This is a genomic window from Ellagibacter isourolithinifaciens (genome assembly GCF_008831035.1).
In the GTDB taxonomy this organism is placed as follows: Bacteria; Actinomycetota; Coriobacteriia; order Coriobacteriales; family Eggerthellaceae; genus Ellagibacter; species Ellagibacter isourolithinifaciens.
In genome coordinates this window covers 20,210-32,601 of record NZ_WAJR01000027.1, presented here as the reverse complement: position 1 = coordinate 32,601, position 12,392 = coordinate 20,210, and the positions used below count along the sequence as shown (strand labels likewise).

General features: G+C 59.9%; 11 protein-coding genes. 1 reads left to right on the top strand and 10 read right to left on the bottom strand.

What is annotated here, in order from left to right; genetic code table 11:
- Positions 1 to 218 precede the first annotated feature (218 nt).
- The 10 genes from rarD to mazG all read right to left on the bottom strand — a co-directional run bounded on the left by rarD (position 219) and on the right by mazG (position 11,367).
- Complete coding sequence (gene rarD / locus F8C90_RS09030) at positions 219 to 1,199, bottom strand: EamA family transporter RarD (protein ID WP_158050189.1); 981 nt, start codon at positions 1,197 to 1,199, stop codon at positions 219 to 221.
- An 81-nt stretch (positions 1,200 to 1,280) separates the two neighbouring features.
- Positions 1,281 to 2,108: an amino acid ABC transporter ATP-binding protein gene (locus F8C90_RS09025; protein ID WP_321109814.1), complete on the bottom strand. Its 828-nt coding sequence runs from the start codon at positions 2,106 to 2,108 to the stop codon at positions 1,281 to 1,283.
- Between the two features lie 12 nt (positions 2,109 to 2,120).
- Positions 2,121 to 3,581 carry an amino acid ABC transporter permease gene (locus tag F8C90_RS09020; RefSeq protein ID WP_211361081.1) on the bottom strand — a complete coding sequence of 487 codons (1,461 nt, stop codon included), beginning with the start codon at positions 3,579 to 3,581 and terminating at the stop codon, positions 2,121 to 2,123.
- Between the two features lie 824 nt (positions 3,582 to 4,405).
- A complete protein-coding gene (locus F8C90_RS09015) occupies positions 4,406 to 5,146 on the bottom strand; it encodes an Abi family protein (protein WP_158050187.1) in 741 nt (246 codons plus the stop codon).
- Between the two features lie 109 nt (positions 5,147 to 5,255).
- On the bottom strand, positions 5,256 to 5,555 hold the full coding sequence (locus F8C90_RS09010; RefSeq protein WP_158050186.1) for a hypothetical protein: 300 nt from the start codon (positions 5,553 to 5,555) through the stop codon (positions 5,256 to 5,258).
- A 467-nt stretch (positions 5,556 to 6,022) separates the two neighbouring features.
- Entirely contained in the window at positions 6,023 to 7,150 is a 1,128-nt protein-coding gene (locus F8C90_RS09005) for a hypothetical protein (protein WP_211361080.1), read from the bottom strand.
- 305 nt (positions 7,151 to 7,455) lie between these two features.
- Positions 7,456 to 8,283 carry an ABC transporter substrate-binding protein gene (locus F8C90_RS09000; protein ID WP_158050184.1) on the bottom strand — a complete coding sequence of 276 codons (828 nt, stop codon included), beginning with the start codon at positions 8,281 to 8,283 and terminating at the stop codon, positions 7,456 to 7,458.
- Between the two features lie 194 nt (positions 8,284 to 8,477).
- On the bottom strand, positions 8,478 to 9,602 hold the full coding sequence (locus F8C90_RS08995) for an aldo/keto reductase (protein WP_158050183.1): 1,125 nt from the start codon (positions 9,600 to 9,602) through the stop codon (positions 8,478 to 8,480).
- A gap of 102 nt (positions 9,603 to 9,704) precedes the next feature.
- A complete protein-coding gene (locus F8C90_RS11320) occupies positions 9,705 to 10,412 on the bottom strand; it encodes a GTP pyrophosphokinase (protein ID WP_158050182.1) in 708 nt (235 codons plus the stop codon).
- A gap of 1 nt (position 10,413) precedes the next feature.
- Positions 10,414 to 11,367, bottom strand: a complete 954-nt coding sequence (mazG, locus tag F8C90_RS08985; RefSeq protein WP_281350335.1) for a nucleoside triphosphate pyrophosphohydrolase — start codon at positions 11,365 to 11,367, stop codon at positions 10,414 to 10,416.
- 180 nt (positions 11,368 to 11,547) lie between these two features.
- Between mazG and F8C90_RS08980 the strand changes: the two genes are divergently transcribed.
- Complete coding sequence (locus F8C90_RS08980) at positions 11,548 to 12,387, top strand: cysteine hydrolase family protein (protein ID WP_158050181.1); 840 nt, start codon at positions 11,548 to 11,550, stop codon at positions 12,385 to 12,387.
- Positions 12,388 to 12,392: the final 5 nt, after the last annotated feature.

Genomic DNA, 12,392 nt, shown 5'->3' with positions numbered 1-12,392 from the left:
GATTCCCGGCAGGAAGGCGGCGTAGCATGCGCTAGAATGACGGCATTCTAGGTGATTCTCGGCTCCTCGGGCAGCCTGCGGCTACCCTCGAGAACCGAGCTCTACACCAACATTCGGGACACTACCTGTAAATGTGAGGGCATTAGCTTGCAATTCTGATTCGACAGCCTGCAGACCCTTCAGAGCTTGATTCGCGCGAGACTTAACCTGTGCGCCCCCTACCGCTGGCGAACCTGCTTGCGAATCGCGTCCACGATGACGAGCACTGCACCAGCCCAGATACACGCGAAGCATACCGCATGCGCGCTGGTAAACGGCTCGCCGAGCACGAGAACGCCCGAAAGAAGGCTGATCGTCGGGCTGATGTACTGGATGAACCCGATAAGTGAAAGCGGGGTCTTGTTCGCTGCGGTTGCAAACAGGATGAGCGGCACAGCGGTAATCGGACCGGTCAGCACCAAAAGGACGCGCGTCTGCCATGCCTCAAGCGACATGTCCGGCGAGAAAAACACACTTTGACCAGCAATAGCCACTGCAACGAGAGCCACGATCGCAAAAGGCAGCGCAACGATTCCCTCGACCGCAATGGTGGGGACTGCCGGATATCCGCCGCGCTTCTTCACCGCTCCGTATATGCCGAACGTAAAGGCAAGGACCAGGGCTATCCAGGGAAAACTGCCGTAGTTTACCGTGAAGTAGATGACGCCCGCTGCCGACAGTACCGTAGCTGCAATCTGCAACGGCGTCAAACGCTCGCGGAACACCACGAGCCCCAGGACAATCGATACGAGCGGGTTGATGTAGTAGCCAAGCGACGCCTCCACCACATTGTTCGTCACCATAGCAACGATGTAGAGGCTCCAGTTCAACATGATGAGAAGCCCCGAGGGAATAAGGAATCGCCGTGCGCGGGCATCTCGTAAAAGCCCGACGAAATCGACCTTCAGGATGAATTTGCACGCAACGACGGTGAGGACGAGCGACCAGACAATTCGCTGTCCGATAATCTCGATGGAGCCCACATTGTCGAGCAACGCCCAGAAGAGAGGGCAAAAACCCCAGAGGAGATAACATCCAACCGCAGCAAGGGCACCGCGCCCCGCTTCTGCCCGACTTGCCTCCGCCTCAGACTCCATCTCGTTCTTCCTCTCCGACGCGCCCTCTCCGAAGCCGTTCTTGCCCTCAAGAAATGACTTCACCTTGGCATATCCACCTTAACACGCAAAAGAAAACGGCAGCCTGCGCGAGCTTTCGTCGCCCAAGCCGCCGCATTGCAACCTCTAGCGGATATGACCCAGGAAGTCCTTCGTGCGGTCGCTCTTGGGGTGATCGAACACCTCATCGGGCGTACCCTCTTCGACGATAACGCCGCCGTCCATGAAGATGACGCGATCGGCCACGTCGCGGGCGAAACCCATCTCGTGTGTGACCACGATCATCGTCATGCCGCCGCGCGCGAGCTCCTTCATGACACCCAGGACATCGCGCACGAGCTCGGGGTCGAGTGCGCTCGTCGCCTCGTCGAATAGCATGACGTGCGGGTCCATCGCGAGAGCACGGGCGATGGCCACGCGCTGCTGCTGACCGCCGGAAAGCTGGCTCGGCTTGTAGTCGACGCGCTCGGCAAGCCCCACCTTCGTGAGCTGCTCAACCGCGACCTTGGCCGCTTCCTCTTTGGAGCGCTTGAGCACCTTCTGCTGCGCGAGCATGACGTTGCCCTTGGCGGTGAGATGCGGGAACAGGTTGAAGCTCTGGAACACCATGCCGACCTTCGCGCGCACAGCGTTGATATCGGTGCCCTTGGCGGTGATCTCGGTGTCCTCGAAGAACACCTGGCCGCCCGTGGGCTGCTCAAGCAGGTTCACGCAGCGCAGGAGCGTGGATTTGCCGGAACCCGAAGGCCCCAGGATGACCACCACTTCGCCGCGCTTCACTTCCAAATCGACGCCACGCAAAACCACGAGGTCATCGTAGCTTTTATGCAAATCGCAGATGCGGATGATGGGCTTGCCGTCGTCCGCCGCCTGTCCGTTGGTCGCCACGTGCGCCACACCCTCGCCCGCGCCGTCGGCAGTTTCATTCGTCAGGTTCTTCATAGTCTCAGTCATTGCTCACACCCCTTACAGACTCGACATCTGCTCGGGCGTGATGCCCGTTCCCTCGACCGCGTCAGGCCGCTTGGCCGCCACAGCGTCGCCCGTTGCCCGCGCCTCGGCGGCAGCAGTGCCCGCGCCCGAACCGAGCGCACCCGCAGCATCGCCGGTACCAATCGCATGTTTCTTGCTCTTGCGCTTCTTCTTACCGCCCTTGCCCGTGTCGTTGCTGGCCAGGCGCGACTCAAGGTTGCCTACCACCTTCGCGAGCGGCAGCGTGATGATCAGATAGAAGCACGCGGCCACGACATACGGCGTGATGGAACCCGTCGACGCGACAATCGTCTTCGCGTTCATGACGATTTCCATCGTGCCCACGGCGGCGAGCATGGACGTGTCCTTGTACAGCAGGATGAACTCGCTCGTCATCGTTGGAATCACGCGGCGCACGGTCTGCGGGATGATAACGAAGAGCATCGTCTGCGCGCCGTTCATGCCGAGCGAGCGGGCGGCCTCGAACTGCCCCTTGCTGATCGACTGGATGCCTGCGCGGAAGATTTCGCACAGATACGCGCTCGAGTTCATCGCGAGGACGATCACGCCGAGCGGGAACGTGGGAATCTGGATGCCCGCAAGCGGCAGGCCGAAGAAGGCGATGTAGATCTGCAGGAACAGCGGCGTGCCGCGCACCACGTTCACGTAGGCGGTGGCGATGCCGCGCAGCACGCGCAGCTTCGACATGCGCATGAGCGACAGCAGAAGGCCGAACGGGATAGCGAGCGGGAAAGCGCAGGCCACGATGCCAATCGCCATCAAAAAGCCCCAAAAGACCACCGGTAGACTCGACACGAACACCGACGGGTTCAAGAACAGCTTCAGGAAAAGCACGCTGTTCCACGATTTCACCCAGTCCTGCTGGGCGAGCGAATCGGAAAGCGACTCGAAGAACGAATGCGACTTCACGGTGATTGCAGGCAGCGTGTCCATGGCGACCTCGGTACCGTCCGCAAGCGTATATGCGCCCGTAAGCTGCATGTCGCCGCCCATTTCGGAGAACTTCACCTTGTAGATTTCCACACGGAAGTAGCCGCCCGCCTGTGCCGGCTCGGAGAAGTTCACGGTGAGCTTGCCGTCCTTGTAGTCGACGGAGACGTCGAGGTTCGTTCGCGTCATCAGGTCGTCGCCGGTGAGCATCGTTGCGCGCGTGTCGCCCGGCTCGCAGGTCGTGCCCTCAGGCAAGGTGAAGGTGACGCCCGCGATCTGCTCGTCGGGATCGGCCTGGCCTTCCCAGGTGATGCGCGTCTCCACGCCGCCGAGCACGTCCGACGACCCGCTGACGTTGGGTTTCGCCGTGCATTTGGCGGTGTCGAGCGCATACGCGTTCGTCGGGGCGACGGCAACCTGCGCCGCACCGGCGAACACGAGCGCGAACGAGACGAGCAGTGCGCAAAACGCGGTGCGCACGGTATTCGCTTTCAAGTTCTGCATGTGCATGTACGTTCCTCTACGATTAAAAAGCCCTCTCCGCCAATGCGAAGAGAGCCTCATCCAGTTCATAGCCCTGCGGTTAATTACATAATAAAGGCCATGCAATTCTAGCACGTCCACAACCTGCGTTTTGGTATTTCCGATAACTCCAAAGGCTATTACAAAACCTATCTCTGGCCCTCCAAACGCCCCTGGGTGCTCGCAGCGGGATTTCCTTGCCAGGCAGCGCCCTACACGTCTGACCCACACACCCCGTCGCTCGGCTTGACGCTGCTGCAATCTCTTCGAGCATGTCGTGGGTAAAGGTCTTGTTTTGGAAATGCCTCGCACCAACTCGTCAACATCCGACCAGCCGTGCTCGTCCAAGGAGATTCCGATTTCCTCGGGCTTGCGCCGAAGGGTAAGCGCAATGAACTTGCTGTCGGCAGCGCGAACTTCCCTAGACACCATAAGATTCCTCTTCTTTCGATCGATCGACCTGTTCGTCGATTGCGCCTCTGAGTCAATCCCAAAAGTTGGGGTACTCGGAACGCCACGATACACCGCAGACGACTTTATCCGGCAAAAAACGTGGCTGGCTTATTTCCACTCAGTGACTAATCCAGTCCGAGTGTTATCGATGCGTGCCGTGTCATGCCGCCGAGGGGTTGATTCATGCGCAATTTGGGCGAATCAGGCCCTTGATTCGCGATTTCAGGAATGACTCAATTGATTCGCGAAACCGCAGGTCGCTCCTTTAATCACTCCCGGGTTTCCGTAGGGATTCGTAGCGAGTGGCTCGGAGAGGGGTGATTCGGTGCGTGCGGACTCGGCAGGCGGATTTGCTATAGCCTCACATCTATCGGCGACGGGTGGTCATCGAGGAATCTCTCAATCGTCGTCTTGCCCTCGTTGCCGTAAAGGCCTTCGTAAGCCTCCGGCGATAAAGCGCGGAACAAGGCGAGCATCACCGCGTCGACCCTTGCGGGCGAGCACCCGTCGGGTCTGGGATTGAACAGGCGCTCGCTGTGCGCGACACGGTTGCGCAGCTTGTTGATTGCCTCGAGCTGCAGGTTGAGCTTCGCCCTGTCGGTTCCAGCTGGCCATGCGGCGTGCAGATACGGGATCCAAAGGTCTCGTTCGCGGCTGCGGTCGGTCATGTGCGCCCAGAAGCCGAGCATAAGGCCCGCGATCACCTGATTGGGGTTTGCCGGGTCGTGCGCCCGCCCGCGGGCATCGTCGATGGCTCGGCGGTTCACCATGTTCACGTCGCGCAGTTTATTCGCCTTGCTCTTTCGCATGATGGGGCGCGTCACGGGTGAGCTCGCGTCGAAGAGCCAGTGCTCGTCGCCTTCGAAGCGCTCGGTGAGGGCCCTATCGTACGCATTGCGCAGTGCGAGCTCGAAGTGCGCAATGTCGCCCATGAGGGCGCGCCCGAGCATGAGGTTCCATTCGTGCAGATCGAGCGCGAGTTCGACGTCGCCGCCGCAAAGGTTCAGGTAAGAGGAAAGCCTTGATGGCGAAAGCCAGCGCTCGGCCCACTCGAGCCGCACTTCGGTTTCGGGGTGCTCGCATGCGTCTGCCATAAGGTTTCTCCTGAAAATACAAATTTAGGCCCGGTGACTTGAATCAGCGGTCATCCCGGGCCCATCGACGCATATTATATACACCCTTGTTCGATTTGGCAATCTCGTGCTACGTGCCACCTGCTCGAGGCGGTAGCCCAACCGCGAAAGTCTTGCGACGCTCGACGACGCCCTTCGGCAGGACAAAGACAAACGATTGGTCGAGCGCTTGCCTAACAATGTCTTGACCATCGTCGTAGTAGACCTTCATGTCATCGAAAGACTGGAAGAACTGGAGGAGGACAAACTGAGGGTTGGATATGTCTCGTTTCATGCGGGTGGTGAGCTTCGCCAGGTCCTCGAACTCGCTCCTTCGGTACGAAAACGCGACGTAACCGATGGGGAGGCGGCGCACAAGCTCTGAAAACATGGCACGCATCTTCCTGCGCTGATTAACATGAGTCCTTCATATCCCTTGAGGCCGTTCAGCGGTGGCTCGGAATTGAGCGCGACATCTGGCAGGCCGTTCTCGAGCAAGCGCTTCTCGCAGCTGCGGGCCTCGTTCACGATGTCGTCGGCCTGGTCGTAGAAAATGAACGTGAGAAGGCATTAGCGAGCCTTGCCTTTCCGGAGCCTGTTCTCTCGTGGAAGTGATTGCAGGCAGATGTCCTGATTAATAACTAGCGTCTGTGCCGAAAACGCCAAACTTCGCATCTGCTTTTTTCACGGGTTTCGTGCCTTTATTTGTCGAATGCGCTCGTTCCGCCGGGCGATACCCTGATGAGCCTTCTTGCTCCCAGGAACCTGAGGCTGGTTAATCCCGCGTTGCCGCATGCGCCGCTCTGGCACGGCGCATGCGCATGGGTTGAGCCTCTGGTTAACGAGCCCGCTTCTTTGCTACGCTCCGCCCGTGCCGCTCCACGACACGTTCCACGTGCCGCTGCTGCATTCAATCTGGATGTAGTAAGTACTTCCCACCGACGTGGAGATACTCTTGTCGAGCTTGTGGTCTCCGATCTCGTTGCAAACGAGACTCGCAAGGTCTTGGTTTGAATCCAGGAGCTTAACAATAAAGTTACCAGACCCCGTGAAGGAACCCAGGAAATGAATGCTCGAAGAGGTTGCCTGGACTTTCCACACGGTCTTGCCGTCGATCTCAGTGATCTTTTCGTCCTTCGGCGCGCTCTGGCTCAAACTGTTTGAGGAGGAGCTACTGCTGGAAGCCTTCTCGCTCTCCTGGCGACCGCTTAGCAGGGCATCGTATAGTTCGAAGTCCTCACTGCGATCGTAGTTCTTGAGCGCTGATTCTGCATTGGAAGCGAAGCAGTCAGAAACCCAGACGTTAATCATCGGATAGTCTCCGACTGACGAAGCCTCCAAGTGGTAGATCGCATACCAAGTCGCGCCATCCTTCTTGCCGCAGGTGTACCAAAGCCCGGCGTCGCTTCCGCCCTGGGAGGTCTTCTGCCCGAGGCCCGCGTAGTCCGTAATTTTGTCGAGGATAGCAACGGCCTCGCTTTCACTGCTAATCTCGGGCACGTCCTGCACTTGGAGCTCGAGGTTGGTCGGATAGTCGTCTCTATCCAGGTAGTACCAATTGTTCGCGTTTATCTGGGTGATGACCTCCTTCCCGAAAATCTCATCGGTCGCCGACTTGACGTACTCGTTGCTCGCACTCAAGCACGGAACCTTGCAGACTCCGTATTCCGCCGTGCTTTCCGTCATGCTGATGCCAAGCGCATTTTGGAAGTATTCCTCAATCTCTTCTTCTCGGTCGAGGTCATCCGCCTGGCGCAGGGTCATCCTCCCCTTGCCCGCCATGCGCCAGAGCTGGTACAGGTTCGCATACGGCGTGGGGATGCCCCCCAACTCTTCAATAGCCCTCTTTGCCTCGGAGTCATCCTTGTTTTGCGCCAGGAAAGACCAGCCCTCTATTATCTCCGACGGCACGTCGGAGGCGATGTCTGCCTTCGCGACCTCGATTTCGTCATGAATAGGGGATTTAGCTCCGCTGCACCCAGCCAAGGAGAAAAGTTCCGAGAGCGCATGCGAGTGCAACTGCCATGCCCGTCGCCAGTTGCTTTCCAGGGATCCTCATCGCGTGTTCCTTTCTTCTCGCATTTATCACATAGTTTAAAATATCCGTTCGTCAAATCAAAATCGAGGAGGCCGGCGGGTACTCAGGAAAAGAAAAGCCCTATCCCGGCTTCGAGCTTGCTCGCTTCTCGGCGAGCCGCTCTCGGACAGGATAGGGCGTCAATGGCGATTCTCGAACGCTATCGGCACGCGAGCTCTCGCCCGTTACGGGCGCTCAGCGTGCGGCAAGGGGCTTACCCGAGCCACTTGGCAGCGAGCTTCTCGACGGTGCCATCGTCCTGAAGCTTCTTGATGGCCTCGTTGATGGCCTTGGTGAGCTCCGGGTTGTCCTTGTTCACGGCAATGGCGTACTCTTCGCCGGTCGCAACCTCGAGGACGACCTGGGCGTCGCTGTAGGCCTCGGAGAGCATCTTCTTCACGACGGCGGCGTTGGTGCACACGGCAGTCGCCTGGCCAGCCTGCATAGCGGCGAAGCTATCGGTGGAGTTGCCATAGGGCTGGATGGTCGCGTTCGGGAAGTTCTCGCGGCAGTAGGTCTCACCGGTGGTACCGGACTGCACGGCGATGATGACGCCGGCCTTGTTCAGCTCTTCCTTGGCGTTGTCCTTGGTGATCGCGCCGTCCTTCATAACGGCAACAGCCTGGTCATCGACGTAGTAGGTGTCGGTGAAGTCGGCAAGCTCCTCACGCTCGGGCTCGACGGTCATGCCAGCAAGCACGACGTCGAACTTGCCGCCCGCGGCAAGGCCGGTGAGCAGCGAGTCGAACTGGTTGTTGACGACTTCGAACTTGAGGCCGAGCTCGTCGGCAACAGCCTTGCACAGATCGACATCGAAGCCGACAGCCTCACCGTTCTCGAGGTTCTCGAACGGAGGATAGTCGGCGGAGGTGCCCATCGTGAGCGTGCCATCCTTGACAAGCGTGTAGCTCGTATCGGCCTTGGCGGAATCGTCCTTCTTGGTGTCGTTGCCCGCGGTGCTGTTCGAGGAGCATCCGAACAGGGCAAGCGAAGCGGCAAGCACGCCAGCGGCGAGCACCACGCCCAGCTTCTTCATTTTCATCTTCCTTCCCCTTTCCATATTAAAAGCAAGATGAGATATCTCGTTCACTATAAAGGCTTGCAAAGGCTTTGTCGAACAAGAAAAGGCCAGATGCTGTTACATCTTTGTTACAGGCGTGAATAATCGGGGTGCGGCGCCGCTGCACGCAGCCGGGAGCGCATCTGGGCCCAGCCGCACCCAAAGCCCGCTCGACCTTACTCGAAGTGCTCGACGGCGGTCTTCAAGTTCTCGATAATGCCGATCTGCTGCGGGCACATCGACTCGCACAGGCCGCACTCGATGCAGTCGGAGGCGCGACCGGGCTTCGCCTGCCAGCTGTACAAGTCGCTCACGAACTTGTTGTTCTCGACCTGCGCCTCGAGGTTCAAAAGCCCCATGATCTCGGGGATGGCGACTTCCTGCGGGCACCCCTTCACGCAATAGCGGCAGTTCGTGCAAGGAATCGCCGCAATCGACTCGAGGATTTCGCGCGTCTGGGCAAGCGCCTCGGTTTCCTCCGGGGAAAACGGCTCGTTCGCCTTGAAATCAGCGATGTTTTGGCGAACCTGGTCGATCGTCGACATGCCAGAGAGCACCGTGAGCACGCCCGGCAAGTTGTAGCAGAAGCGATATGCCCAGGACGCGAGGCTTTTCTCGGGGCTGCAGGCAACCAGCGGCGCCGCAACGCGATCGGCCAGGTTGACGAGCATCCCTCCGCGGGCTGGCTCCATGATGATGACGGGGACATCGTGCTCGGCAGCCACTTCCATGCAGCGGCGCGATTGCGCGACCGGGCTTTCCCAATCGAGGTAGTTCACCTGCAGCTGCACGAACTCCATCTCGGGATGGTCGGTAAGTACGCGATCGAGCGTCTCGGGGCCGTCGTGCATGGAGAAGCCGACGTGGCGAATCAGGCCGTCCTGCTTGGCCTTCTGCGCGAAGTCCCACATCCCCCAATCGTCGAAGACCTTCGTGCGCTTTCCGCCCACGTTGTGGAGCAGGTAGAAATCGATGTAGTCGGTTCCCAGCCGCTCAAGCGACGTGGGCAGATTCGACTTCGCCGTCTTCTCGTCGGGGCACGCCCAGGCGAGGCATTTCGTGGCGATGGTGTAGGACTCGCGCGGGTGGCGCGCGACGAGCGCTTCCCCGAGAGCCTTCTCGGATGCGCCGTTGTGGTAGACGAACGCGGTGTCGAAGTAGTTCCCGCCGCCGGCCAAGTAGGTATCGACCATCTGCTTGACGTGCTCGATGTCGATTGCGGTGGGATCCTTCGGGTCGGTCTGCGGCAGGCGCATGCAGCCGAAGCCGAGCTTCGACACGCGCGCGAAATCTGAGTTCATGGGTGCTCCTCTCTCTGGAATGCACCCATGATAAAACCTCGAGCTTGCTTCAAGTCAAGAAAAACCGCGAGAACGCGGCGGCCGCGCGGAGAAATGCCCCTGCTATTCGGAGTCGAGCGCTCGCGCGAGGATCTGCATGCGCGCTTCGACGTCTTCGATGATGCGGCTGCAATCCTTCAGCTCGCCGTAGGAATCGATGCCCTCGATCTCGCGCTTCGCCTTGTACTTCAGGTCGTGCTCGAGACTTGCCCAGAAGTCCATGGCGACGGTGCGCAGCTGAATCTCGACCGGCACCATCTGCTTGGAATCGAGGAAGTACACGGGAATGCGGACGATCACATGCAAGCTGCGATACCCGTTGGGCTTGGGGTTAGCAATATAGTCTTTGACCGTGACGATTTCCAGGTCGTCCTGGCGTTGCAGCAGGTCGAACAGGTTGTACACGTCGCTAATATAGGAGCAGATCACGCGGATGCCCGCGATGTCCATGATGTACTTCTCGATGTTCTCGAGCGTGCGCTCCTTGCCGTAGCGGCCAATCTTCTCGATGATGCTCTCGGGGGTCTTCACACGCGATTCGACATGATGGATGGGCGTGCGGTCTTTGCGCAGGTTCAAATCCTGATCGAGAATCTCGAAGCGGACGACCATCTCGCGCAGCGCGGCGCGGTAACGCTGGCTCAGCTCGCGAAGCTTCGCTCCCGCCTCGCGCACGAACTCGATATCCTCATCCGACATGTCCTTGCCGATCGTAAGCGACCACGTGTCCCTATGGTCCTGCTCGCTCAAAAGCTGCGCGGCGCTCGTCATCTTATCTCCCCTTCACTTCGCCCCAGAGCTCGTTTTGCTCCGAGGTCGAGAAATCTTGCATACGTTTCCCCTGTTCGGAGGCTATTTCCTCCATCGCTGCCCAGCGGGCGCGGAACTTCGCGTTCGAGGCGCGAAGGGCGCTTTCGGCATCGATCCCCATGCGCCTGCCCACGTTGACCAGGGCGAAAAGCACATCGCCGAACTCCATCTCCGCCGCCTCGGCACGACGAGCCGCCTCCTCTTCGCCAAGGCCGAACTCACCCGCCACCGAGGTGTCGATCTTGCCGTTTGCGGCATGCGGGGCAGCGGCGTACGCCTCGATGAGCTCGGCTTTCTCCTCGGCGACCTTGTCCCACACGTCCTCGATGGAGTCCCATTCGAAGCCTACGGCAGCAGCCTTGCGGGAAATCTTCTGCGCCTCCATGAGCGCGGGGAAGGTACGCGGCACGCCGTCAAGCAGGCCCTCGGGTTCGCTCGCACCCGAGCCGTCGGCGCCGCCTGTCGCCTGCCGCTCCGCAAGTTTCACCTGATCCCACACATCGAGCACCTCGCTCGCGTTGGAGGCCTCGACGCTGCCGAACACATGCGGATGGCGGCGTACCATCTTGGCGTTCACGTCGGCGCACACGTCGTCGATTGTGAACTCCCCCGCATCGGCGGCAATCTGGCTTTGGAGCACCACTTGCAAAAGCACGTCGCCAAGCTCTTCACGCAGGTGGGCGACGTCCTCTTCCTCGATCGCGCAAACGGCCTCGTAGGCTTCCTCTATCATGTTGTGGGAGATTGATACGTGCGTCTGCTCGCGATCCCATGGACAGCCGTCCGGGGCCCTGAGGGCCGAAATCGTGGCGACGAACTGGTTGAACGATGGATGATCGGCCGGATTTCCGTATCGGTCGAGCGCGCCGTCGGGTGCCTGGGCGTCCGATTCGGCGGCATTGTCTTCGTGTGACACTGTTCCCCTTTTCCTTCTTTGAGAATACGAGTATACCCGCATTCCCAACACAATCCCATACCGTCACCGATTCCGTTGACGAATCGCTAAACCGTCCAAGAACCCGCACGCGTCCGCGCCGGCCCAAGCCCGAGCGCGAGGCGCTATACTACGAAGACCGACCATGAGGAAAGCGACTCTATGATAGAACCAACACGTGCAGCATTCCTGCTGATAGACATGCAAAACGGCTTCATCGACCCAACGAGCGCCCTGTGCGTTGCGGGTGCTGCGGACACGGTGCCCGCCTGCGCCCACGCTCTCGATTTCGCGCGCTCGATCGGAATGAGCATCTTCCATATCCGCCGCATCTACAGCGCCGACGGCGCGAACGTGGAACCCGTGCGTTATCGGCAATGGCGCGACGGGGGGCGCCCGCTTTCCCCCGCGAGCGAGGACGAGAGCTCGCTCAACTGGCCTGACATGCTGACGCCCGCAGACGGCGACCGCGTGATGGTGAAGCCGCGCTTCTCAGCGTTCTTCGACACGCAGCTCGACGACGTGCTCTCGCGCGAGGGCATAAACACCGTGGTGCTCGCGGGCACCACGACTCCGAACTGCGTGCGCTCGACCTGCTACGACGCACTTTCCCTGAACTACAACGTCGTCGTCTTGGAAGACGCCACCTCCTCGCGCACGCCCGAGGTTCAGCGCGCAAACATCGAGGACATGGCCTATATCGGCGCGCACATCATGAGCGTGGCTGAATTCCTCGAACAGGGGCTCTCCCAGGTGCAGGACATCGCAGGCGACACGGCGCGCGCGATCGAAGCGGAGTACTACGCAACCGGCCAGGCGGCAGATCAAGCCGACCGAACGACGGGCGCAGCCGCACCTTGCAACGCCCCCACGTCGGGCCACCATCCCCGCACGCTCGGTTCCCGCACGTTGGCGCCGACGGGCACGACCGCGCCGCCCGCAACGCGCACTTCGACCGATGCAAGCGAACTTCCCGCAATGCGCGCTCCGAAGGGGATTTAGACCAT